Genomic DNA, 23,936 nt, shown 5'->3' on the forward strand with positions numbered 1-23,936 from the left:
AGGACAAATATTAACGATCTTTCTGGCGGAGGCGCGATGAACACTGCCCGTATCAGTATTAAAGAAAAATTTAGCTATGGGTTAGGGGATACCGGCTGTAATTTAGTCTGGCAGACGGTGATGCTGTTTATGGCCTGGTTTTATACCGACGTATTTGGTTTAAGTCCGGCGCATATGGGGACCATGTTTCTCGCAGTCAGGGTATTAGACGCGGTCACCGATGTATTAATGGGGGCGGTGGCGGATCGTACCCGGACTAAATATGGGCAATTCCGCCCTTATATTTTATGGTTCGCAATTCCTTTTGGCGTACTTTGCTGCTTAACGTTTTATACGCCGGATTTCGGCTATACCGGTAAGCTGATTTACGCCTATGTTTCTTATACCTTATTATCGCTGGTCTATACGGCGATTAACGTTCCGTATTGCGCGATGATCAATAATATCTCTAACGATTCCCGCGAGCGCGTTTCGCTTCAGTCCTGGCGCTTTGCGCTCAGTACGCTCGGCGGTCTGATTGTCTCGCTGACCGCGCTGCCGCTGGTGGCCTGGCTGGGTCAGGGTAATGTGCAAAACGGCTATTTTTACACCATGATTGTGATGGGGTGCCTGAGCATCATTCTGTTCTTTATCTGCTTCGGCCTGACGAAAGAGCGCTACACCACGGATATCGCGGTCAACAATCAAAGCAGCATTCTTGATGATCTGGAAACCCTGCTCGCCAACAAGGACTGGCGTATCCTCTTCGCGCTCAACGTCGTTAACCTGATTGCGGTGCTGTTTAAAGGCGGGACCACGCTCTATTACGTCAACAACATTATGGGGCGGGCGGATCTGGGCAGCCTGCTGCTGACCACCACCCTGGCTTCCGGCGTGCTGGGGGCGATGCTCTCCCCGTTTATCTTTAAAAATATTGATAAAGTGAAAGGGTTTAAAATCTCGATGGCCATTGAGGCGGCGCTGCTGATAGGCATGTACTTCGTCCCGGCGGGGAACGTGGCCGCTATCTTTGCGCTGGTGATTATCATCAATATTATTCAGCTGGCCGCCACGCCGCTGCAGTGGAGCATGCTGTCCGATATTATCGATGCGGAAGAGAAACGCAGCGGTAAAAAACTCAGCGGGATCGTTTTTTCAACAAACCTGTTTGCCATCAAGCTGGGGATCGCCATCGGCGGCGCGCTGGTGGGCTATATGCTGGCATGGGGCGACTACGTTGGCGGCGCAGCGCAGCAAACCGACTCCGCGCTGCAGATGATCGCGCTGCTGTTCACCGTCTTCCCCGGGGTGCTGGTGGCGCTGCTGATTGTTATCATGAGCAAGTACAGCCTGGACGATAAACGCCTGTCGCGCCTGGCGCAGGACGACCTCCCGGCGTAACGGACTGTCGCCCGGCAGATGGAGATAATCGGCGCATCTCTATTCTACTGGGCGAAGTTTGCGTATAAACTCGCGGGTTTTAGTGTTCCGGAGGCACAAAGGCGATGAGCCAGGTAGAGTTAAACGGTGAGTTATTCACATTAGAGCGGTTCCCGCCGAATGCTGAAGAGGAAGCGCTTCAGGCGTGGGAAGCGGCGGATGAATATCTGCTGCAACAGGTGAATGACGTCGACGGCCTGACGCTCATTTTCAATGACAGCTTTGGCGCGCTGGGCTGCGCGCTGGCGGAACGCAACCCGGTCAGCATCAACGATTCCTACGTATCTGAGCTGGCGACCCGCTACAACCTGCGGATGAACGGCATTGATGAAGAGAGCGTACGTTTTCAGGATCCCCTGAGCGAACTGCCTGCCGCGCCGGCGCTGGTGCTCATTAAGGTTCCGAAGCAGCTGGCGCTGCTGGAGCAGCAGCTGCGCGCGCTGCGCGAGGTTGTCACGCCGGAAACCCGCATCATCGCCGCCGCGAAAGCGCGGGATGTCCACAATTCCACCCTGGCGCTGTTTGAGAAGATCCTGGGCACCACCACCACATCGCTGGCATGGAAAAAGGCGCGGCTGATTTTCTGTACCTTTACCGCGCCTGAGGTGGCCGATGCGCCGCAAACCTACAGCTGGCCGCTGGACGGTACGCCGTGGACGATTCACAACCACGCCAACGTGTTCGCCCGCAGCGGCCTGGATATTGGCGCGCGCTTCTTCCTGGAGCATCTGCCGGCAAATATTGAAGGCGAGATCGCCGATCTTGGCTGCGGCAACGGCGTGATTGGCCTGAAAGCGCTGGCTTTAAATCCGGACGCCCGGGTGATGTTTACCGATGAGTCCTATATGGCGGTCGCTTCCAGCCGGCTGAACGTCGAAACCAATATGCCGGATGACCTCGAGCGCTGCGAGTTTGTGGTGAATAACGCGCTGTCCGATATTGAGCCGGACCGCTTCGCCGCCATCCTCTGCAACCCGCCGTTTCATCAGCAGCATGCGATCACCGATCATATTGCCTGGCAGATGTTTAACGACGCCCGCCGCAGTCTGAAGTACGGCGGCGAGCTGTATGTTGTCGGTAACCGCCATCTCGATTATTTCCGCAAGCTGAAGCGCGCGTTCGGTAACTGCACGACGATCGCCACCAATAATAAATTTGTGGTGTTGAAAGCGACAAAGGTGCGCAAACAGCGCTGAGCGTTATCGGCTTTCCCGGTTTCCCCGGCTTGCGGCTGACGCCTTAGCCGGGCTACCGGCTGATACCTTAGTCGGACTACCGGCCGGGTTTTCTTTCCCTAAATCGACAGCGCCAGCCGGGTGCCCTGAGCGATTGCCCGCCGGGCGTCCAGCTCCATCGCCACGTCGCAGCCGCCAATCAAATGCACCGTTTTACCCGCCGTCTGCAGCGGATCGGCAAGCTCGCGGCGGGGATCCTGACCGGCGCAGATAATCACATGATCAACGTTAAGCACCTGAGATTCGCCGCCGATCGTCACATGTAGGCCGGCATCATCGATCCGTTGATAGCTGACGCCGGGGATCATTTGGACGCCGCGGGCCAGCAGGGTGGCGCGATGGATCCAGCCGGTGGTTTTCCCCAGCCCGTCGCCGGGCTTGCTGGTTTTGCGCTGGAGCATCACGATCTGGCGCGGGCTTTTAGCCAGCTGCATCCCCTCCGGGCGTAATCCGCCCGCGCTCTGCAGGCTGGTATCGATCCCCCATTCCGCACAGAACTCGCCAATATTCTGGCTGGTGGCGATGCCGGACTGGCTGAGGTACATGGCGGTATCAAAGCCGATCCCGCCGCAGCCGATAATCGCCACCTTCTCGCCGACCGGCGCTTTATCACGCAGGACATCGAGGTAGCTCAGCACCTTCGGATGATCGATCCCGGCGATATCCGGCATCCGCGGGGCGATCCCGGTGGCGAGGATTATCTCATCAAATGCCCGCAGATCGTCGGCCGTCACCCGGGTTTCAAGCCGCAGCGCGACGCCGGTAAGATCCAGCATCCGACGGTAATAACGCAGAGTTTCATGGAACTCCTCTTTGCCGGGGATCTGTTTGGCGATAGTAAACTGGCCGCCAATCTCATGGTGCCCGTCAAAGAGCGTCACCTGATGCCCGCGCGAGGCGGCGTTAACTGCAAAGGCCAGGCCGGCAGGACCGGCGCCGACTACCGCCAGCCGCTTCGGTGCGGTCGCGGGCGCTATCGGCATCAGGGTTTCATGGCAGGCGCGCGGGTTGACCAGACACGAGGTGACTTTACCGGCGAAGATCCGATCGAGGCAGGCCTGGTTGCAGCCAATACAGGTATTGATCTCATCCGCCCGCCCGCTCTGTGCTTTAGAGAGAAATTCGCTGTCGGCGAGGAAAGGGCGGGCCATCGATACCATGTCGGCGTCTCCGCGGGCCAGGATCGCCTCCGCCACGGCGGGATCGTTAATCCGGTTGGTGGTGACCAGCGGGATCGACACCGCGCCTTTCAGCTTGCGGGTGACCCAGCTAAACGCGCCGCGCGGGACCGGAGTGGCGATGGTGGGAATGCGCGCCTCGTGCCAGCCGATGCCGGTATTGATAATCGTGGCCCCGGCGGCCTCAATCGCTTTCGCCAGCGCGGTGACCTCCGCCAGGGTGCTGCCGCCGCTGACCAGGTCGAGCATCGACAGGCGGTAGACAATAATAAAATCGCTGCCCGCGCGCTCCCGCACGGCTCTGACCACCTCTACGGCAAAACGCATGCGTCGGGCGTAGTCGCCGCCCCACTGGTCGTCGCGCAGGTTGGTGCGCGCGGCAAGAAATTCGTTAATCAGATAGCCTTCCGAGCCCATCACTTCGACGCCGTCGTACCCGGCTTCCCGCGCCAGCTGGGCGCAGCGGGCAAAATCATCGATCAGCTGTAAGATCTCTTCGTGGCTCAGTTCGTGAGGCGTAAAGGGGTTGATCGGCGCCTGCAGCGCGGAAGGAGCCACCAGCTGCGGCTGGTAGCTGTAGCGCCCGGTATGCAGGATCTGCAGCGCGATTTTGCCGCCCTCTTCGTGTACCGCATCGGTGATATGGCGGTGATGAGCGAGATGGCTGGCGTCGTTAAGCACCGCGCCGCCCGCCATGGTGACGCCGGAAGGCGCCGGGGCAATCCCGCCGGTGACGATCAGCGCCACCCCGTGGCGGGCGCGCTCGGCGTAAAACGCCGCCAGCCGCTGTGCGCCGTCCGGCAGCTCCTCCAGGCCAGTGTGCATCGAGCCCATCAACACGCGGTTTTTGAGCGTTGTGAACCCCAGGTCAAGCGGGGCGAAAAGCGACGGGTAGCGGCTCATAATCTCTTCCAGTGTAAAATTATTGTTATGTGGTCGGATGAGTTACTAATTTAGCCGCCGCGGGCGAAAAGGGAAAAGGGGAGTGCGGCGATTGTGATGGGATTCAAAGAACGGCGGAAGGTTCTCCCTTACCCCGGCCCTCTCCCTCCGGGAGAGGGAGAAGGGCGGAATGGTGCCGGGGCCAGTTATGCCCGGACGGTTTCTTCTCCTGTAGGGGAGAGGCTTAGGGTGAGGGGGCAACAGGGGCACGGCGCGTCAGCCCCGGCGCCTGCCACATCGAGGTCGTTAATCCGCTGTCCACCAGACCGAGCTGCTCGGCGTACACCGACTGCCATTTGATCATCATCTCGTGATATAGCTCGCGATGCGCCGGATTGGGCGTAAATTCCCGGTGCCAGCTCACCAGCTTCTCGCCCGTCGCCGCCATATCGCCGTACAGCCCGGCACCGGCGCCGGCGGCGATCGCGCAGCCCAGCGCCGTCGCCTCGCGGACCTCCGGCACCCGCACCGGGAGGCCGGTGACATCGCTGAGGATCTGGCTCCACAGCGCGCCTTTTGAGCCCCCGCCCGCAAAGACCAGGCTGTCAAACTGCACGCCGGAAAACTGCGAAATTTGCGCCAGATTACAGGCAGAGACAATCGCCGCGTTCTCTTCCAGCGCGCGGAAGAGGGTGGCCTTATTGCATTTTTCCGGGTCGATGGAGAGGTTAATAAACGACGGCGCGGCGTGGTACCACTGCTTAAAGTGCATGGCGTCAGAGAAGATCGGCATCACCCCGTGGGAACCCGCCGGCACGCGGCTGGCCATCTCTTCGAGCAGGCTGTAGGCGTCGACGCCGAGGCGCCCGGCAATCAGCTTCTCCTCCGCGCAGAACGCGTCGCGGAACCAACGCATGGTCAGGCCGGTGAAGAAGCTGATGGACTCCGCCTGCGCCATGCCGGGAATGACGTGCGGGTTAACGCGAATATTCATCTCCGGGTCAGTTCGGACTTCCGGCAGATTAACCACCTGCTGCCAGAAAGTGCCGCCGAGCACCGCCGTCTGCCCGGCGCGCACCACGCCGAGGCCCAGGCAGCCGAGCTGGACGTCGCCGCCGCCCATCACCACCGGCGTGCCCGCGCGCAGCCCGCTTTGCGCCGCCGCCGCGTCGGTCACCGCTCCCAGTACGCTGCCGGTCTCTTTGACCGGCGAGAGAATATCGGCCCGCAGCCCGGCCATATCCAGCAGCGCCGGGCGCCAGTCGCGGCTGAAGAGATCGAGCATGCCGGTCGTTCCGGCGTTAGAAGGGTCAACCGCCAGTTCGCCGGAAAGCTTTGCCGCCAGCCAGTCGCTGATCATGGTGATGGTCGCCGCTTTGCGGTAGATATCCGGGCGATGATGGGCCAGCCACAGCAGGCGCGGCATGGCGCTCAGTGCCAGGGTCTGCCCGGACACGCCGTACACTTCGGATTCAAAACGGTCGTCGTGGATCTCTTTGAGCTCCGCCACCTCGCGGCTGGCGCGGGCGTCAACGTTGGCGCAGGCCCAGATGGCCTCGCCGTTGCGGTCGTAAAGCACGATGCCTTCACGCATCGAGCAGCAGGCCACGGACTGAATATCTGCCGCAGAGAGATGGGCGGCGGCCAGCGCCTGACGGATACACTGGCAGGCCAGCTGCCAGTTGGTGCCAAGGTCGAACTCCATCGAGCCGGGGACATTGTCCACGCTCAGGTGCTTCCATTCGGCCTGGCCGACCGCTATCTGACGGCCCTGGAGATCGAATACGACCGCCCGAATGCTGCCGGTCCCGGCATCTAACGCTAACAGGTAACTCATGACATGCGCCTCGCTCGTGTTGCGCGGCGCAGGGCCGTTATGAGGCCAGCGTCAGCACCGCGCGTGCTGTTGTCTCTTCCGTTACCAGGCCATTAATCCGCTTGCCGATAAGGGCCGCGTAAATCGCCTGCGCTTTTTCTGTGCCCCCGGCGACGCCCACGATGGTCGGCAGCTGCGCCAGCTCATCAAGGGTGACGCCGAGCAGTTCCCGATGGATCTCCAGCCCTTCAACCGGTTTGCCGTCGGCCTGCAGGAAATAACCTAAAATGTCGCCGACCGCGCCTTTGCGGGCGTACATCAGCTGTTCGCCTTCGCTGATATAGCCGGAGCGCAGGATGGTGGCGTCCCGGCGCTGGTCAATGGCGCCGATACCTACCACCGCCGCATCCGCCGCCGTCGCGGCGAGGATCACGTCGCGGACGCTCGATTCCCGGCGCAGGATCTCCGCCACATCCGCCGATGACACCCTCAGCGGCGCGGGGATCATGCTGACGCTACAGGCGGCATCCAGCTGGCCAATGCCGGTCATATACGGACCTACGCCGCCGGAAAGCGTCACCAGCCGAACCTGCTGGGAGCCGATAAACCCGCTCAGGTGCTGCAGGCAGCTCATGGTGGCTTCGCCAAAGCCCACCGCCAGCAGCTGTCCCGGCTCCAGCACGCCCATTAACGATTGCGCCGCGCCAATCCCCAGGCGGGTGTTCATCGGCGGGGTATTCAGCGCCGGCAGCACGCGGGCAATTTTCAGACCGAAGCGCTGCTGAAGTTCGGTTTCCAGCGCCAGGCAGCCCTCATAGCGCGAATTAATCTGGACGCGGATCACCCCCGACTGGCGGCCCTTCTCCAGCAGGCGGGAGATCTTTAACCGCGGCAGCCCTAAACGCTCGCCGATGTCGTTCTGCGTCAGGCCGTCGTGGTAGTAACACCACGCCACCCGCGCCACCAGCTCCTCCTCGGCTAACGCCAGCCCGGCGTAGCGGCTCTCTTCCGTAATGCGTTTTTCGCTCATAAAGTGAACTCTTATAAAAATTTAGATCATATGTTCGTTATTGCGCGGTCGGAAAATGTGAGCCGACTGGCAAAACGGATCTTTCGTTGTCCGCTGGTTTTCTTCAAACGATCGAAAGCATAAAACTGTGATCGTTGCACGGTTGTAAATATAGTTCACCGTCTACGCTTTTGAACATTATTAATTTAAAAAATCTTTTGTTCAAAATGAGGCGCGATGATGAAGCCACTGCTTGAAGCTCGCCAAATCGGCAAACAGTTCTCCGGCGTCACCGTGCTGAAGCAGATTGATTTCACGCTGCTTTCCGGCCAGGTGCACGCGCTGATGGGCGGTAACGGCGCCGGAAAATCGACGCTGATGAAGATTATCGCCGGGGTAGAGACCCCCGACAGCGGTGAGCTCATCCTCGGCGAACGTACATTTGCGCGCCTTACTCCCGCCCAGGCCCATCAGCAGGGCGTGTATCTGGTGCCGCAGGAACCGATGTTATTCCCCAATCTGACGGTGCGGGAAAATATTCTTTTTCGTCTGCCAAAGCGGGCGGATACCGAGGCCCCCCTGCAGGAAAAGCTTCAGCAGCTTAGCTGCCAGCTTAACCTTGAGGCGGCGGCCAGCACCCTGGAAGTCGCCGACCAACAAATGGTGGAGATCCTGCGCGGGCTGATGCGTGACGCGCAGATCCTGATCCTTGATGAACCCACCGCCTCATTGACGCCGGGGGAAACCGAGCGCCTGTTTCGCCAGATCCGCTCTTTGCAGGCGCTCGGCGTCGGGATCGTGTTTATCTCGCACAAGCTGCCGGAGATCCGCCAGGTCGCCAGCCACGTCTCGGTGATGCGCGACGGCGCGGTGGTGCTGAGCGGGGAAACCGCGCACTACGGCGACAACCAGCTAATCGGCGCAATGACGCCCGTCAGCCGCGATCGTGCGCTGAGCGACACGCAAAAGCTGTGGCTGGCGCTGCCGGGCAATCGCCGCACTCAGGCGCAGGATTTCCCGGTCCTTAGAGTAGAAGATCTGACCGGAGAAGGTTTTATCGATCTCAACCTGGAGATCCGCGCCGGGGAGATCGTCGGCCTCGCCGGGCTGGTCGGATCCGGGCGCACCGAATTTGCCGAAACGCTCTACGGTCTGCGACCGGCGCGCGCCGGGCGGGTATGGCTGGAAAACCGCGATATCAGCCGCGACAGTACGCGCGCCAGGCTGGCCTGCGGGCTGGTCTATCTGCCGGAGGACAGGCAGGTTTCCGGGCTGTTTCTCGATGCGCCGGTGCGCTGGAACACGGTGATGTTTAACCAGCCGTCGCTGTGGCAGCAGAACAGGCGCGAAGCGGCGGTGGTGGAGCGCTATCACCGGGCGCTGGGGATCAAAATGGCCGATGGCGATCGCCCGGTGCGCACGCTCTCCGGCGGTAACCAGCAGAAGGTACTGCTGGCGCGCTGCCTGGAGGCTAACCCGCTGCTGCTGATCGTCGATGAGCCGACCCGCGGCGTGGACGTTTCCGCCCGCGCCGACATCTATCAGCTGTTGAAAAGCGTCGCCGCGCAGAACGTGGCGGTATTGATGATCTCCAGCGATCTCGACGAGTTCGTTGGCCTGGCCGATCGGGTGCTGGTGATGCATCAGGGCAGGCAGAGCGGCGAGCTGGCGCAGCAGGCGGTCAGCGTTGACCGGATGATGACCCTGGCCTTCGGAGGACAGGCATGAAAACGTTATTAAAGAATCGTGAACTGAGCGCCTTTCTCGCCATCGTGGTGCTGTTTGCCGGGCTGGTGGCGCTCAACCCGGCTTATTTCAGTTTGCAAACCCTGGCTATGATCTTTGCCAGCGCGCAGATCCTTTGCCTGCTGGCACTGGGGGCGACGCTGGTGATGCTGACCCGCAATATCGACGTTTCGGTAGGCTCCACCGTCGGCCTGAGCGCTATCGCGACAGGCGTGGCGCTGAATAGCGGGTATGGCCTGATGACCGCCATCGCTTTCGCGCTGGCGATCGGCGCGCTGGCCGGCGCCTTTAACGGCCTGCTGGTGGTGGGGCTGCGCATCCCGGCGATTGTCGCCACCCTCGGCACCCTCGGGCTCTATCGCGGGGTGATGCTGCTGTGGACCGGCGGTAAGTGGATTGAAGGTTTACCGAACAGCCTGAAGGCGCTGTCGGAACCGGCGTTCATCGGTATTTCGCCGCTGGGCTGGCTGGTGCTGGCGCTGCTGCTGGCAGGCGGCTGGATACTGTCGCGCACCGCCTTTGGCCGTGATTTTTACGCCGTCGGCGATAACCTCGCCGCGGCCCGCCAGCTCGGGGTGGCGGTGAACCGCACGCGGATGCTGGCATTTACCCTTAACGGCATGCTGGCGGCCTGCGCCGGGATTGTGTTCGCCGCGCAGATTGGCTTTGTGCCCAATCAGACCGGCAGCGGCCTGGAGATGAAGGCCATCGCCGCCTGCGTGCTCGGCGGGATCTCGTTGCTTGGCGGTACCGGCACGCTGCTGGGCGCTTTTCTCGGCGCCTTCTTCCTCACCCAAATTGACACCGTGCTGGTGCTGTTCCGTCTCCCGGCGTGGTGGAACGACTTCATCGCCGGCCTGGTGCTGCTCGGCGTACTGGTGCTCGACGGGCGTCTGCGTCAGGCGCTGGCCCGCCATCAGCGGGCGCTGAAGTACAGCCGCTTTCAGCCCGGTAATAAAGGGGGCAAGCGCGTGGCCCCGTTTCCCGAACGCAAAAACAAAGAGGTGGCGTAAATGAAGCTCAACTGGGAAAGCGCGCTGCTGGCGCTACTGGTGCTGGAGATCCTGCTGTTTGGCGCCCTGAATCCGCGCATGCTGGATCTCAATATGCTGCTGTTCAGCACCAGCGACTTTATCTGCATTGGCATCGTGGCGCTGCCGCTGACGCTGGTAATTATCAGCGGCGGGATTGATATTTCGCTCGGTTCCACCATCGGCCTGTGCGCCATCGCGCTGGGGGTGATGATGCAGGCGGGCTGGCCCATGAGCCTCGCAATCCCCCTGACGCTGCTGCTCGGCCTGCTGTGCGGGTTGCTGAACGCGGCGCTGATTCATTACACCGGTATTAGCCCGCTGGTGATTACGCTCGGCACCCTGTACCTCTACGGCGGCGGCGCGCTGCTGCTTTCTGGTATGGCCGGGGCAACCGGCTACGAAGGCATCGGTGGATTCCCGGATAGCTTTACCGCCTTCGCCAACCTGACCCTGTTCGGCCTGCCGATACCGCTGGTGCTGTTCGCCGTTATCACCTTTTTCTTCTGGCTGCTGGCCCACCGCGGGCGCTTTGGGCGGCACCTTTTTCTGCTCGGGCAGAACCCGCGCGCCGCGCGCTACGCCGCGCTTTCCGTTAACGGGATGCCCTACGCGCTGTATGGCCTGGTGGGCGTGGCGTCGGCGGTAGCGGCGCTGGTGATGGTCTCCTATTTCGGCTCGGCGCGCTCGGACTTAGGACGCGACCTGCTGATGCCGGCGCTGACCGCCGCGGTGCTCGGCGGGGCCAATATCTACGGCGGTTCCGGCTCGATCGTCGGCACGGCGCTGGCCGCGCTGCTGGTGGGCTATTTACAACAAGGTTTGCAAATGGTCGGCATCCCCAACCAGGTGTCGAGCGCGCTGTCAGGGGCGCTGTTGGTTGTGGTGGTGATGGGGCGTTCGCTGAGCCTGCACCGTGAATGGGTGCGGATGAGCTGGCGGCGTCTTTTCTCGCGTAAAACAATCGGAGCATAAAATGAAAACAAAACTGATCGTGCTGGCGATGGCGCTGGGTATGGCATCGGCCCAGGCGGCGGACCGTATCGCCTTTATTCCTAAGCTGGTTGGCGTCGGCTTCTTTACCAGCGGCGGTAACGGCGCGAAAGAGGCGGGCAAAGCGCTCGGCGTGGACGTCACCTACGACGGCCCGACCGAACCGAGCGTCTCCGGCCAGGTGCAGCTGATCAACAACTTCGTCAACCAGGGCTACAACGCAATTATCGTCTCCGCCGTATCGCCGGACGGGCTGTGCCCGGCGCTGAAGCGGGCGATGCAGCGCGGGGTGAAGGTCCTGACCTGGGACTCCGATACCAAACCAGAGTGCCGCAGCATCTATATCAACCAGGGGACGCCGCAGCAGCTCGGCGGCCTGCTGGTGGAGATGGCGGAAAAGCAGGTGACGAAGCCTGGCGCCAAAGTGGCGTTTTTCTACTCCAGCCCGACGGTGACCGACCAGAACCAGTGGGTAAAAGAGGCGAAGGCCAAAATCGAAAAAGCGCATCCGCAGTGGGAAGTGGTGACCACGCAGTTTGGCTATAACGACGCCACTAAATCGCTGCAAACCGCCGAGGGGATCTTAAAAGCGTACCCGGATCTCGACGCCATTATCGCCCCGGACGCCAACGCGCTTCCGGCGGCCGCCCAGGCGGCAGAGAACCTCAAGCGCCAGGGCGTGGCGATTGTCGGCTTTAGTACCCCGAACGTGATGCGCCCCTACGTGGAGCGCGGCACGGTAAAAGCCTTCGGCCTGTGGGACGTGGTGCAGCAGGGCAAGATCGCGGTTAACGTCGCCGATCGTCTGCTGAAAAAGGGCGATCTTAACGTCGGCGACAGCGTTGATGTGAAAGATCTCGGCGCCCTGAAAGTCGAGCCCAACAGCGTGCAGGGCTATCAGTATGAAGCGAAAGGCAACGGCATCGTGCTGCTGCCGGAGCGGGTGGTGTTCACCAAAGAGAATATCAATAACTACGATTTCTGATGGAGGATGAGATGGCTGATTTAGACGATATCAAAGAGGGAAAAAACTTCGGCTTAGACCGTCCGCAGCAGAATACGCTCTATACGCTGAAGGGCTGCGGGTCGCTGGAGTGGGGGATGCAGTCGCGGCTGGCGCGTATCTTCAACCCGCAGAGCAACCGTACGGTGATGCTGGCGTTCGACCACGGCTATTTTCAGGGGCCGACCACCGGGCTGGAGCGTATCGATCTCTCTATTGCGCCGTTGTTCGAAGAGACCGACGTGCTGATGTGCACCCGCGGCGTGCTGCGCAGTCAGGTCCCGGCGGCGACCAACAAACCGGTGGTGCTGCGCGCTTCCGGCGGCAACTCGATCCTCAGCGAACTTTCCAACGAGTGCGTGGCGGTGGCGATGGAGGACGCGCTGCGCCTGAACGTCTGCGCGGTGGCGGCGCAGGTCTATATCGGCAGCGAGCATGAGCATCAGTCGATCAACAACATTATCAAGCTGGTGGACGCCGGCAACCGCTACGGTATGCCGGTGCTGGCGGTAACCGGCGTGGGCAAAGAGATGACCCGCGACGCCCGCTACTTCTCGCTGGCCAGCCGCATTGCCGCCGAAATGGGGGCGCAGTTCGTGAAAACCTACTTTGTTGAGGAAGGCTTTGAGAAAGTCACCGCCAGCTGCCCGGTGCCGATCGTCATCGCCGGGGGCAAAAAGCTGCCGGAGCAGGAGGCGCTGGAGATGTGCTGGCGGGCGATCGACCAGGGGGCTTCCGGCGTGGATATGGGGCGGAATATCTTCCAGTCCAGCGCGCCGCGCGCGATGCTGAAGGCGGTGAAAAAAGTGGTGCATGAGAACCTGAGCGCCCGCGAGGCGTATCAGTTCTGGCAGGAGGAAAAACAGGGAGAGCTGCAATGAACGTAACGCTGGTGGAAATCAATATCAAACCGGAACGGGTCGACGAGTTTCTTGAGGTGTTCCGCGCCAACCACGAAGGAGCGCTGCAGGAGCCGGGCAATCTGCGCTTTGACGTCCTGCAGGACCCGGAGGTGAAGACGCGCTTTTTTATCTATGAAGCCTATATCGACGATGACGCGGTGCTGGCGCACAAGAAAACCCCGCACTATCTGGCCTGCGTGGCGAAGCTGGAGGCGCTGATGTCGCAGCCGCGGCAGAAGCGCAGCTTTATCGGCCTGCTGCCGGAGGTGTAAGACGAGCCCTCACCCCGGCGGGGTGAGGGGACATCGTAGCTACTTACGGAAAAACTCGTTATACAGCATGTACAGATGCGCCGCGCTCCATGAGAAGTTCGGCGCGCCCTGCTGAGCGCCGGTGAGCGGATTGTAATTCTCCTGAATCGGGCCATCGGAGGTTAACCCCCGGGCGTGCCTGAAGAAGGCATCCGCCAGCTGCAGCGCCTCTTCGCGGTGGCCGTAGCGCTCCATCCCTTTCAGGCCGAACCAGAACTGGTCCACCCACACGCGGCCGCGCCAGTAAATATCCGCGCCAAACGCCGGATTCGTTAATGCGGCGGTACCCAGCGGTACGAAAGTATTGAACTCTTTGTTGTCCAGCATCACCGAAATGACGTCATCGGCATGCGCCTGAGTGGCCGCGCCGTTGAACAGCGGCGACCAGCCCTCCGGCCCTTTGCCGCGCTCGACGATCGGCTTACCGGCACAGCCGTTTGCCAGCGGCTGCGCTTCAATGCGAATGTCGTAATAGAATTTGCTCTGCGGGTCGAACATGCAGGTGTTGATATAGTCGGCGAGCTTTTGCGCCAGCGCCCGGTAGCGTTTTGCCTCCTCCGGCTTGCCGAGAAGGGTCGCCATCTCCGCCAGATAGTGGTTGTCGCTGTACATATAGCTGGCCTGATCGACCGACTCCTGCAGCAGCGAATAGCCGAGCAGATTGCCGCTTTTATCCCGGTTTTCAGCAAATTTCACCGTCCAGTCGCTGCGTTTGCCGCCGTCGGCGATGTATTTATCCAGCTGATCTTTATCGATAAAGCCGAAGACCGCCGCGTCGTCGCGCCCCGACTCCCAGGAGGCTGCCACCTGTGCCGGGATCTCCAGGCTGTCGTAATCGCCCTTCGCCGTCACCTGCTCGTAGGTTTTCAGGCCGGAAAGCGTCCGTTCTTTATCGCCCTTTTTCACGGTAAACAGCATCGCGCCATCGGCGGTGTTGTGCGCTTTATCGCGGGTCGCGCCGTACTCCGGCACGCCGTTGCCGTTGTGGTCGCGGTTGCGCAGCCACCAGTCATGGTAGGCCACCAGCTTCGGGTACATTTCCGCCAGCCAGGCTTTATCTTTGGTGACGTTATAGACTTCCATCACCGACCAGGCCGCCAGGCTCGGTTTGGTATTCCGCTCGTTCCAGTTGCTGCCGTCGCCGCCGCGCTCCGGGCTCAGGTTCCAGGCGATCAGATCCGGAATGAACCCGGCATCCTGCGGCCGCACTTTATCGTCGGCGGCAATCTGCCAGGAGAAGACGGCGCGGATGTTCTCTTTCGCGATTTCCGGGTTGAAGTGGGCCATGGCGTAGGCCTGCTTCCAGGTATCCCACGGCCATGTCTGGTTGCCGGAGAACCAGCGCCCGGTTACCGACGGCGTGACGGTGTTGTGCTTAACGGCGCCGCCCGGCGCGCGCCAGTTGCCGTTAAGGGTTTCGATCGCTTTCACCGCCACCCGGGTTTGGTGCGCCGTGGCATCCGGATTGGTCAGCCCCTTTTGCAGATAGCCGTTCCAGCGCGCCTCGGAAGCGCGCAGATAGTGCGCCGGTCGCGCCAGAATATCGCGGATTTGCGCTTTCTCAAGGCGCACCTGCTCGGCGTTCAGCAGGTGCGAGTAGGTGGTATAAAGCGTGGTCGAGCCGTTGATTTGCGCGCTGCTGGTGAATCGATGGCCATCGATTTGGGTGACCGTCGGCAGGGAGCGATGGATCTGATACTGCGATTCGCCGGAGGTCATTAAATCCGATGCGGAACGGACTTTACCGAAGCTGACCGTCAGTCCGTCGTGGGTCGCGCTCAGGCGGCGCTGATAGTCCGGGAAGGCCTGGTCGATGGTTTGCGTTGACTGCGGTTTCCCCTCTTTGGCGGAGAGCGTCTCCAGCAGCTCGCCGTCCCAGACTAGCTTAAGCGGACCGCTGCTGGTGATTTTAGTCTCCAGTAAAGACGTGTGCGCGCTGGCAAAGCGCAGGGTCATCTCGATCTGTACGCCGGGCGCGGAGAGCGTTTGCACCAGCGCCCCGGGCAGGCTCCAGGCCTGCATGGTGAAGGCCACTTTTTTGCCGTTCTGGTACACCGTCAGGCGATCGAAATGGGTCGCCATAAAGTTGATGTACTCCTCGGTGAGCAGCGCGGGCCCCGGAAAGCCGCCCATGGTGGCCGGACCGTCCGGCAGCAGATGCCCATGCCATGCGCCCAAATCGAAAAACGGGTTGAAACGCTGGTGGTCGTCGCCATCGAAATCCTGCATCGCCTGCGGCGCGCCGCTGCGGTTGATAACATTTTTAAAGTCATCCGCGGTCAGCGCGTGGGCGGAAAAGCTTAGCAGCAGGGCGCAGGCCAGCGGCGTCAGAGTGGTGATGATTTTCACGGTATTGATATCCCTTTTTACCAATAGAAATATTGCATCAGGAAAACCTGGTCGCTCGGGTCTCCGGAGGCGTTTTTCATGTAGAAGCGGCTGTCCGCGGCGGTCGCGAACCGTCCGTCGCCGTATTCGTACCAGATGCCGAACTGCATAAACGAGGTGGTTTCCTCGGCGGCGCGATCCGGGCGATGTTTGGCGTAGCTATAGGCGGTAGAGAGATACACGCCCTTGAGCGCTTCATACATGGCGCTGGCCATAAAGCCGGTCTCCGTTCCCGGCACGTTTTGCCCCCTGGCGCGCCCGGTATGGTGCCAGGCGCGGGCGGCGAGGTTGGGGGTGAGAATACCGGTTAACAAGAGCTGACCGGTACCGTCGGTTAGCTCAAGACCGTTCATCCAGGTGACCTTTTCGGCAATATCGTACTGGACGTAGCCGTTGACCATCGCCGGGTAGGTATATTTATCGTCGTAGCGGTCGTATTTGCCGAAATGGAGCCACGCTTTGCTTTCATCGTGGTGCCCGGCGGGCGTGGCGGTCACGCTGTAGCGAAAATCTCCCGCCAGGTTCTGCACCTTGAGCGCGTACATAATATCGCGCGTATTGGGGATCACGTAGCCGAGGTCGGGTGTGAAATCGCCCCACCACTGCAGATCGTCGAGCGATGAATCCTGGCGCAGGCTGAGCATAATCTCGGTGCTGCTATCGGTTTTATATCCGCCGTAGAGGCGGTTTATTCCACCTTCGAATCCGCCCCAGCTGTGTCCGGTACCCAGGCATTCCCCTGACGATCGGCCTGGACCGTCCAGCCTTCGCCATAAATTAAGCCAAACCAGCTACCGTGCTTTATTTCCAGCCCGCCTTCAATATAGGTGCCATCGCTATATTTATGTTTATCCTCGCCTTCTAAATCCATATATCCGCCGACCCCCAGTTCACCGTAAAAACGATAGGAAGTGGCGCTCAGTTCAGGCGTTTTCATATCATCATGTTCCGCCGGGTGAGCAACATCAGCCGCTACGGCAGGTGTGCAGAAGGCCAGAGCGGCAAGCGCCCCGTAAATCAAGTTATTCTTTTTCATCGCATTATTAAGAGATATTGTAATTTATTATTTTAGGGAAAATGGCTTATGACGCGTCGGAAGCCGGCGCCGCTTCAATTCTTTTTTCTTCTACCGTTAATCCCTTCACGTATTTGCTGTATTTCCACCACGCAAATCCGAGGAAGATAACAATGCCGCCGACGTTATAGAAAATAATGGTCAGAATATTGCCGCCGGTGGGAAAGGTGGAGGCGACGAAGCCGATAGCGAAAATAACAATCAGCATCGAGACCACCGTAATGCCGGTGGTGCGTGAGCCCATTTTAAAATCGCGCGGCAGATGATCGAGCCTGCGGCGCAGGTTGAGATACGCCAGCATGATAAACAGCGGCGGCAGCATCGAGGCGGCGGCGGTCATGTTGATGATGGTGTTCATTAAATCCTGCACGGTGCTGGAGCCCATCATCGGGATAATCATCAGCGGAATCACAATCAGGAACTGGATCCACGCCGCGCGCGCCGGTACGCCGTTTTGATTGAGCTCGACGGTTTTTTTACCAAATATGCCGGCCGGGATTTCGGAGAAAAAGATTTTGACCGGCGTCGCGGTCCACATTAATAACGAACCAAACATGGCCGTAAAGGAGACCAGGCCGACAAAACGGTTGACCACGATTTCCGGCAGGCCAAACCAGACCGCCATGCCGTGGAAGACCTGTACCGATCCGCCGGTATATTTCAGCGCTTTACTGCTGATAAACACGTTAATCAGCACCGAGGAAATGGAGTACAGCACGCCAATCACGATCCCGGCGAGGATAATGACCTTAACGAATGATTTCGATCCGCCTTTCACGTCATTGACGTACACCGCGACGGACTCCGCCCCACCGGCCGCCATAAAGATCCAGGTGGTGATGCCGAGGAACGCCCAGTTAAAGTTCGGGATCATTGCATCCACGGTAATCGGATCCGCTGGCTGAATACCGCCCACCAGCGCGCTGCCGGAAAGCAGAATGTAGGAGAGCGTCAGCAGCAGCATTAACGACGAGGTCACCGAGGTAATAGGACCCAGCATTTTTGCGCCGTTGGTGGACACCCAGGTCGACAGGGCGAACAGCGCCATGCTCAACATCGTGGTGGCGGCGGGCGTCAGAATGTACTCGTAGCCGAGGAAGGCGTAGGAGGCATACGCGATGACCCTCGGCAGCAGCGAGGTGAAAAAGAACAGATTCACGAACCAGTAGGTGTAGGCGGTAATAAAGGCCCAGCGCCCGCCGAGGGAGCTTTTTACCCACGCATAAACCCCCGCTTCGGAGTTTTTATTCAGCGAAACGAATTCCGCGATGATCAGGCAGAAAGGAACGAAGTAGAGCAGGGTTGCGAGGAAGAACATGGGTGCCGACGCCAGCCCCAGCTCAATATTGTTATTGATCACGTTGTTAAAACTGAAGACGGCGGCGAAGGTCAGCGACAGCAGGCCGAACTTGCCGATGGTATTACGTTTGATATCAGACATAACACATCTCCACACATTGTCCTTCAGAGAATGGCCGAAGGGGATTGTGTTGTTTGTAGGGTAGAGGTAGTTAAGTATTGCGGTTAATTTTAGTAAAAATTTTAGTAAATAAAAGCGGTAAAAATGAATTGCTTTAACTCGATCACGAAAATGGTTGAGCGCGAGATCCTGGCTGGCGGGTAAAAAAAACCGCCAGACGATTTAACGCTGGCGGGAGGAACGGTCGCTTATTTCACCGGATTTACCGCTGATTTCAGCACCGATGGCTGGCTCTTGCGCTGTTTTTTCTCAAAGCGGGTTATCCACCACCACGCGAGTCCGGAGAAGACTGCGGTCATAAAGACGTTAATGAAGAAGGCATTCACCAGATCGACGCCCGGTGGGAAAGCCGAGGCGGTCATGCTGACCAGGAAAATCACCATCAGCATCGACACCACGGCCATCCCAACCTTTCGTGACCCCATGCGGAAGTCGCGCGGCGTGTCGTCGTGTTTCCAGCGGAAAACAAAGTAGGCGGCCATGATAAACAGCGGTGGTAGCATCGCGGTACCCGCGGTCAGGTTGATAGCGGTGTTCATCATTTGCTGAACGCTGGCGGAGCCGAAACCGTTTACGATGAGCATCAGAAAGACGAAGACAAATTGCCACCAGGCGGCGCGCACCGGCACGCCGTGGACGTTCAGCTCGGTTGTTTTTTTGCCATAGATGCCGGCAGGAATTTCAGAGAAGTGAATTTTTACCGGTGCGGCGGTCCACATCATCATGCTACCGAAAATGGCGATAAACAGAATGATGCCGACGAAGCGGCCCATCAGCGCTTCTGAAATATGGAAATAGGCGCCGAGGCCGGTGAAGATTTCCACCATGCCGGCCGCATAGGTCAGATCTTCACGTGCCACAAAGACGTTGACCAGCAAAGAGCCCAGCGCGTACATGCCGCCAATCAGGATCCCGGCGGTGATGATGACTTTAATAAACGATTTCTGCCCACCTTTGGTGTCGTTCAGGTACGCGGCGACGGTTTCAGCCCCGCCTGCCGCCTGGAAAATCCAGCACATGATCCCCAGCGTCGCCCAGTTGATGGTAGGCGCCATGGCGTGCAGCGTAATCGGCTGCGCGGGGACATGGCCCGCGCCCAGCGCGGTAAAAGCGCCGACCACGTAAATCGCAAATAGCGCGAAGACGCCATACGCCACGCATTCGGAGATTTTCCCCAGCCAGGTCGCGCCTTTAGTGGAAATGTGGGTGGCCATGGCGAACAGGACGATAGAGATCAGCGACGTGACCATCGGCGAGAAAGGAATGGCGTAACCCATAATGGCGTACGAGGCGTAGGCCACCACGTTCGGCAGCAGCGACAGGAAAAAGAACAGGTTCACAAACCAGTACAGGAACGAGCCGAGATAGGCCGCGCGGGTACCTAAAGGCTGCTTCAGCCAGGCGTACATACCTGATTCGGAATTCTTATTCGCTGACACGAATTCGGCGATGATAAACACAAACGGAATAAAATAGACCACCGTCGCAAACAGAAAGATAGGGGCGGAGCTGAGCCCTAACTCGATGTTGTTATTGACAATATTTCGTACGTTAAATACGGCGGCAAACGCCATCGACAGCAGGGCGAATTTACCTATTTTGGCACGAACTGATTCGGACATAAGTCCTCCGAAAAATTATCTGGCCCGCATTGAGGGTTAGGGCCGGGAAGGCCAGCGAGTCGATCCGCTGGCCTCATCTTGCTTCACGCGGGCTTACTTATTCAGGAAGTAGCCGTCTTCGATAGTTACTCTGAGCACCACCTTTTTGACCGGCGAGTCGCAGATAAAGCGATAGGCTTCATGGGTGTCGCAAATCACCATTTGTCCTTCGTGAACCTGCACGGTTTCACCAATACCTTTCAAATATTCACGGTCGGTTTCATCGCGATAGCAGGCCACGGTCTGCAGCTGCTCTTTGGCGGCAAACTCAATTTTTTGCTGACCCTGAAGGTAGTAATGCACCTCGAAATAGCGGCGGTTGCCAACGAACAGCGCATCCGTGGTGCTGTCGCTTGCCACGCGATAGGAGAGCGAATCGCCGATAGAGTGGGCCACCCCGGGCCGAATATTGTCGATGTTATTAATCGCTTCTACGCAGCGCTGCCATTTACGCCCACTGTGATAAATTTGCTTAAACTGTTCTAAGTTATCGAGAATTCTCATTTTTCAGCCTCGCTGTGTGAATCGGAGGAAAAGAAACCGGCGCCAAAGCTATGATTCGCCAGCGTCTGCGAGGAAGCGCTCCCGCCTTCCAGCGGCAGCAGCGTAAAGCCATAGTTGAACGGTTTGAGCCAGACCCGCCAGCTATCCAGCACCTCGCTCCCCCAGGAGTTAGAGCCCAGGCCGAGCAGTTGGGCATCGATATTCAGGGTGATGTCATCGCTGCGACGCAGTTCGTTACAGTGCTGCGCGGCGTGCAGATTCTCCGCCGTATAGTGCCAGGCGCTGATGTTGAGCGGATCGCGCGGGACCACCATCAGACCGCTGCCGTGACGGTCGGTAAACGCGGCCCAGCGGACGTGCTGGCGGTTGCCGTTGTTCTGCGGGAACGGATAGTTCACGAACATGTCGTCCACGGTGGTGCGCCAGAGGTCAATGATGTTGCTCTGCTGGCTGTCGGCGTAGTTTTCGCCGGGACCGCGACCGTAGTAATCCACCTGTTCAAACTGGCCGTTAATGCCCAGCATAAAACCGATGCACGGCACGATGTGCGGATAGTCGCCGTAACGTTCGCCCGCAAGCTCAACGTTAATATGCCCCTGCGGGGTAATCTGCCAGCGATAGGTGCAGCGCATGCCGAAATCGAAAACCGGCGGGGCGATGATGCTGCGGGCGGTGATAATCACCGTATCGCCGCGCTGCTCGGCGCTGAATTCACGCAGATGCTCCTGCATGATTTGCAGATGATTGGGCTGCCACAGCCCTTCGTATTCCTGCTTGTGGTTATCAATCATTGGCTTGAAGAAGTTAATCTTCGGCTCACGGGTCACCTGGTCTACGCCGTTCACCTGCCATTCGCTCAGTTTGCCGCTGATTTTAGAGAAGACCACGCGGAAGTTATGCCCGGTGATGCTGTAGCTCAGTCGTTCATCAGCTATCCGTAGCGGGGTTGCGCTGGCATTTATCAGCGTTGATTTCGTTGCCGTCTGTTCTTTTAGCCGGAACTGGTAAATGGCGATCGGATGGTTAGCCTCGCTGTACGGCGTACGGGAATCTTTGGTTACCATGATGTTGACGAAGGTTTCGCGATCGTCCAGCTCCGGCAGGTCGATAGTGATATCGCGGCCGCTGTTTGGCGCAAGATCGCGCACCTTAAGCTGCTGGCTGGCAAGCGTAGCCCCCTCGGCGCGCACTTCCACGCGCAGGGTGTAGTCATCGAGGGTCGAGAACCAGAGCTTATTATCGATGCGCAGCTCGCCGCGGGCGATGTCGGTCGCCTGAACTTTTACCGGGGCGATAACCTGCTTGTACTCTCTGAGCCCGGGTCCAGGCGTCTGGTCGGAGAAAATCAGCCCGTCGAGGCAGAAGTTGTAGTTATTGGGATAGTCGCCGTAGTCGCCGCCGAATTTGTACCATACCGAGCCGCTGTCGTCGGTGGCCTGGATTCCGTGATCGCACCACTCCCATACGTAGTGGCCCTGAATACTGTCATGTTGATAGAACACGTTCTGGTATTCGCTCAGCCCGCCGGGACCGTTGCCCATCGCATGGGCGTATTCGCAGATAATCCGCGGCTTGGCATGCGGATATTCCCCAAATTCGTTCATCAGCGGTACGCGGGTATACATGGTGGAGATGATATCCACCACCTCCGCGTCGCGATCCTCTTCGTAATGCACCAGCCGGGTATCATCGATCGCCTTAGCGGCGTGATACATCGCGCGAATGTTGCAGCCGTAGCCGGACTCGTTGCCCAGCGACCAGATGACGATCGACGGATGGTTTTTCTGCGCGTGGACGTGGCGCACGATCCGCTCAACGTAAATATGCTCCCATGCCGGGTCATCGGTGATGGCGCTCAGGTTGCCGACGTTGGCGAAGCCGTGGGATTCGACATCGGTTTCCGCCATCACGAACAGGCCGTAAATGTCGCACATCTCATAGAAACGCGGGTCGTTGGGGTAGTGGGCGGTACGTACCGAGTTGATATTGTGCTGCTTCATCAGCAGCAGATCTTTCTCAACGCGATCCATCCCTACGGCGCGGCCCTTCAGATGGTCGTTGTCGTGACGGTTAACGCCGTGGAGCATCACGTAGCGGTTATTGATATAGAACAGGCCGTTGCGCACTTTGATATCGCGAAAACCGACGCGCTGCGGGATAACTTCGATAATCTCCCCGGCGGCGTTTTTCAGCGTCATCACCAGGTGATAGAGCCAGGGATTTTCTGCCGACCACTGCTGCGGCGCCTTCACGTCGATCGCAAAGTCGACGTTCAGCAACTGGCTGATGCTCAGGCGCGGCGTTGCACCTTCATACAGTACCTTTTCGCCGTCGAACAGCGCGTATTCCAGCGTCGCTGCGTCCGGCTGCGCGGCGAGATTTTCCAGCACCAGCTGGCAGGAGAGCGTGGCGTCGACGTAGTCATCGTTAAAATCGGTGCGCAGAGTGAAGTCCTGGACGTGAAGCGGGTTTTTGCCCATCAGATACACGTCGCGGAAGATACCCGCCGACCACCACATATCCTGATCTTCTATATAGGTGGAGTCCGCCCACTGCATGACGCGCACGCAAAGCAGGTTGTCGCCGATTTTTACCGCGTGACTAATATCAAACTCCGCCGTCAGGCGGCTGCCTTTGCTGAAACCGATGTACTGACCGTTAACGTACACTTCAAAATAGGTTTCGACGCCATCAAATTTAATCAGGGTCTGCTGGCCCTGCCAGCCCTCGCTGAGGGTAAAGATGCGCTGATAGGCGCCGGTAGGGTTGTCGGTCGGCACGTAGGGAACGTCAATCGGGAAAGGAAAGCCTTCGTCGGTGTACTGTAGCTGGCCGTGGCCTTCCATCTGCCACATTCCCGGTACGGTAATCGGCCCCCAGTCGCTCATGTATTGCGAGGTGAACGCTTCCGGCACCCGCAGCGGGTTGTTAAAGAAGCAGAAGTTCCACTGTCCGCTAAGGGACAAAAAGCGGCTGCTGGTTTCACGGGCGAAGGTTCGCGCCTGGGCCTGCGAATCGTAAGAGAAGAAATAGGCGCGCGGAGGCAGCCGGTTTTCATGAGTGAGTTGAAGATTTTCCCAGCGATTCATATCGCCTCCCTGAACGGACTAAACGGATGGAGTTTATTTTAGTAAAACTTTTACTAAATAAAACCGCCGGGAGCGATTTACTTTAACTCGATCACAAAATGAGCGTGACCGGGCGCCTGCGGTTAGCGTCGGGAAGGGGACATTCCCGGAGGCGATGCTGCGCATCTGTCCGGGCTACCGTTTGGCAGACGGCGGTGAACCCGTAGCCCGGGCA

At 59.1% G+C, this 23,936-nt stretch carries 16 protein-coding genes and 1 pseudogene; 8 read left to right on the top strand and 9 right to left on the bottom strand.

The features are described 5' to 3' along the window. Positions 1 to 36: 36 nt before the first annotated feature. Together ABLV30_RS24760 and rlmG are read left to right on the top strand one after the other, a co-directional pair. Positions 37 to 1,380, top strand: a complete 1,344-nt coding sequence (locus ABLV30_RS24760; protein ID WP_265801066.1) for a glycoside-pentoside-hexuronide (GPH):cation symporter — start codon at positions 37 to 39, stop codon at positions 1,378 to 1,380. Positions 1,381 to 1,484: 104 nt separating this feature from the next. Continuing rightward, positions 1,485 to 2,615: a 23S rRNA (guanine(1835)-N(2))-methyltransferase RlmG gene (gene rlmG / locus ABLV30_RS24765; protein WP_014839608.1), complete on the top strand. Its 1,131-nt coding sequence runs from the start codon at positions 1,485 to 1,487 to the stop codon at positions 2,613 to 2,615. 98 nt (positions 2,616 to 2,713) lie between these two features. Here the strand turns inward: rlmG and ABLV30_RS24770 are convergent, their stop codons facing one another. The 3 genes from ABLV30_RS24770 to lsrR all read right to left on the bottom strand — a co-directional run bounded on the left by ABLV30_RS24770 (position 2,714) and on the right by lsrR (position 7,560). After that, positions 2,714 to 4,735: an NADPH-dependent 2,4-dienoyl-CoA reductase gene (locus ABLV30_RS24770; RefSeq protein ID WP_265801069.1), complete on the bottom strand. Its 2,022-nt coding sequence runs from the start codon at positions 4,733 to 4,735 to the stop codon at positions 2,714 to 2,716. 223 nt (positions 4,736 to 4,958) lie between these two features. Beyond that, positions 4,959 to 6,551 (bottom strand): autoinducer-2 kinase, encoded by a 1,593-nt coding sequence (gene lsrK / locus ABLV30_RS24775; RefSeq protein WP_143440068.1) that lies wholly within the window; start codon positions 6,549 to 6,551, stop codon positions 4,959 to 4,961. 37 nt (positions 6,552 to 6,588) lie between these two features. Beyond that, on the bottom strand, positions 6,589 to 7,560 hold the full coding sequence (lsrR, locus tag ABLV30_RS24780) for a transcriptional regulator LsrR (RefSeq protein ID WP_004105944.1): 972 nt from the start codon (positions 7,558 to 7,560) through the stop codon (positions 6,589 to 6,591). 219 nt (positions 7,561 to 7,779) lie between these two features. Between lsrR and lsrA the strand changes: the two genes are divergently transcribed. The 6 genes from lsrA to lsrG are packed head-to-tail and all read left to right on the top strand — an operon-like array spanning position 7,780 to position 13,486. Continuing rightward, complete coding sequence (lsrA, locus tag ABLV30_RS24785) at positions 7,780 to 9,267, top strand: autoinducer 2 ABC transporter ATP-binding protein LsrA (RefSeq protein WP_224373420.1); 1,488 nt, start codon at positions 7,780 to 7,782, stop codon at positions 9,265 to 9,267. Further along, positions 9,264 to 10,298, top strand: a complete 1,035-nt coding sequence (gene lsrC / locus ABLV30_RS24790; protein ID WP_014226924.1) for an autoinducer 2 ABC transporter permease LsrC — start codon at positions 9,264 to 9,266, stop codon at positions 10,296 to 10,298. The genes lsrA and lsrC overlap by 4 nt, the downstream gene beginning before the upstream one ends. After that, positions 10,299 to 11,291: an autoinducer 2 ABC transporter permease LsrD gene (lsrD, locus tag ABLV30_RS24795; RefSeq protein WP_014226923.1), complete on the top strand. Its 993-nt coding sequence runs from the start codon at positions 10,299 to 10,301 to the stop codon at positions 11,289 to 11,291. Position 11,292: 1 nt separating this feature from the next. Next, positions 11,293 to 12,294 carry an autoinducer 2 ABC transporter substrate-binding protein LsrB gene (lsrB, locus tag ABLV30_RS24800; RefSeq protein WP_014839604.1) on the top strand — a complete coding sequence of 334 codons (1,002 nt, stop codon included), beginning with the start codon at positions 11,293 to 11,295 and terminating at the stop codon, positions 12,292 to 12,294. 11 nt (positions 12,295 to 12,305) lie between these two features. Next, on the top strand, positions 12,306 to 13,193 hold the full coding sequence (lsrF, locus tag ABLV30_RS24805; RefSeq protein ID WP_004125444.1) for a 3-hydroxy-5-phosphonooxypentane-2,4-dione thiolase: 888 nt from the start codon (positions 12,306 to 12,308) through the stop codon (positions 13,191 to 13,193). Continuing rightward, positions 13,190 to 13,486 carry a (4S)-4-hydroxy-5-phosphonooxypentane-2,3-dione isomerase gene (gene lsrG, locus ABLV30_RS24810; protein ID WP_004854408.1) on the top strand — a complete coding sequence of 99 codons (297 nt, stop codon included), beginning with the start codon at positions 13,190 to 13,192 and terminating at the stop codon, positions 13,484 to 13,486. Before lsrF ends, lsrG begins: the two co-directional genes overlap by 4 nt. Positions 13,487 to 13,525: 39 nt before the next feature. On the opposite strand, the gene ygjK is transcribed toward lsrG, so the two are convergent. From ygjK to ebgA, 6 genes and pseudogenes are all read right to left on the bottom strand, one after another. Further along, complete coding sequence (gene ygjK, locus ABLV30_RS24815) at positions 13,526 to 15,874, bottom strand: alpha-glucosidase (protein ID WP_265801072.1); 2,349 nt, start codon at positions 15,872 to 15,874, stop codon at positions 13,526 to 13,528. A gap of 17 nt (positions 15,875 to 15,891) precedes the next feature. After that, positions 15,892 to 16,949, bottom strand: a pseudogene (ygjJ, locus tag ABLV30_RS24820) (protein YgjJ). A 46-nt stretch (positions 16,950 to 16,995) separates the two neighbouring features. Further along, positions 16,996 to 18,429 (bottom strand): amino acid permease, encoded by a 1,434-nt coding sequence (locus tag ABLV30_RS24825; protein ID WP_265801076.1) that lies wholly within the window; start codon positions 18,427 to 18,429, stop codon positions 16,996 to 16,998. A 227-nt stretch (positions 18,430 to 18,656) separates the two neighbouring features. Further along, a complete protein-coding gene (locus tag ABLV30_RS24830; RefSeq protein ID WP_014226913.1) occupies positions 18,657 to 20,090 on the bottom strand; it encodes an amino acid permease in 1,434 nt (477 codons plus the stop codon). Positions 20,091 to 20,183: 93 nt separating this feature from the next. Further along, positions 20,184 to 20,633: a beta-galactosidase subunit beta gene (locus tag ABLV30_RS24835; RefSeq protein WP_014226912.1), complete on the bottom strand. Its 450-nt coding sequence runs from the start codon at positions 20,631 to 20,633 to the stop codon at positions 20,184 to 20,186. Continuing rightward, complete coding sequence (gene ebgA / locus ABLV30_RS24840; protein WP_265801078.1) at positions 20,630 to 23,722, bottom strand: beta-galactosidase subunit alpha; 3,093 nt, start codon at positions 23,720 to 23,722, stop codon at positions 20,630 to 20,632. Before ebgA ends, ABLV30_RS24835 begins: the two co-directional genes overlap by 4 nt. Positions 23,723 to 23,936: the final 214 nt, after the last annotated feature.

Source organism: Klebsiella sp. CN_Kp113 (assembly GCF_040064585.1).
GTDB lineage: Bacteria > Pseudomonadota > Gammaproteobacteria > Enterobacterales > Enterobacteriaceae > Klebsiella > Klebsiella michiganensis.

Bases quoted from the DNA above. Each gene is read 5' to 3' on its own strand.
- rlmG (WP_014839608.1), top strand. From the start codon at position 1,485: ATGAGCCAGGTAGAGTTAAACGGTGAGTTATTCACATTAGAGCGGTTC.
- lsrC (WP_014226924.1), top strand. From the start codon at position 9,264: ATGAAAACGTTATTAAAGAATCGTGAACTGAGCGCCTTTCTCGCCATC.
- lsrA (WP_224373420.1), top strand. From the start codon at position 7,780: ATGAAGCCACTGCTTGAAGCTCGCCAAATCGGCAAACAGTTCTCCGGC.
- ABLV30_RS24770 (WP_265801069.1), bottom strand. From the start codon at position 4,735: ATGAGCCGCTACCCGTCGCTTTTCGCCCCGCTTGACCTGGGGTTCACA.
- lsrF (WP_004125444.1), top strand. From the start codon at position 12,306: ATGGCTGATTTAGACGATATCAAAGAGGGAAAAAACTTCGGCTTAGAC.
- ABLV30_RS24760 (WP_265801066.1), top strand. From the start codon at position 37: ATGAACACTGCCCGTATCAGTATTAAAGAAAAATTTAGCTATGGGTTA.
- ABLV30_RS24835 (WP_014226912.1), bottom strand. From the start codon at position 20,633: ATGAGAATTCTCGATAACTTAGAACAGTTTAAGCAAATTTATCACAGT.
- lsrR (WP_004105944.1), bottom strand. From the start codon at position 7,560: ATGAGCGAAAAACGCATTACGGAAGAGAGCCGCTACGCCGGGCTGGCG.
- ABLV30_RS24830 (WP_014226913.1), bottom strand. From the start codon at position 20,090: ATGTCCGAATCAGTTCGTGCCAAAATAGGTAAATTCGCCCTGCTGTCG.
- lsrB (WP_014839604.1), top strand. From the start codon at position 11,293: ATGAAAACAAAACTGATCGTGCTGGCGATGGCGCTGGGTATGGCATCG.
- lsrK (WP_143440068.1), bottom strand. From the start codon at position 6,551: ATGAGTTACCTGTTAGCGTTAGATGCCGGGACCGGCAGCATTCGGGCG.
- ebgA (WP_265801078.1), bottom strand. From the start codon at position 23,722: ATGAATCGCTGGGAAAATCTTCAACTCACTCATGAAAACCGGCTGCCT.
- lsrD (WP_014226923.1), top strand. From the start codon at position 10,299: ATGAAGCTCAACTGGGAAAGCGCGCTGCTGGCGCTACTGGTGCTGGAG.
- lsrG (WP_004854408.1), top strand. From the start codon at position 13,190: ATGAACGTAACGCTGGTGGAAATCAATATCAAACCGGAACGGGTCGAC.
- ABLV30_RS24825 (WP_265801076.1), bottom strand. From the start codon at position 18,429: ATGTCTGATATCAAACGTAATACCATCGGCAAGTTCGGCCTGCTGTCG.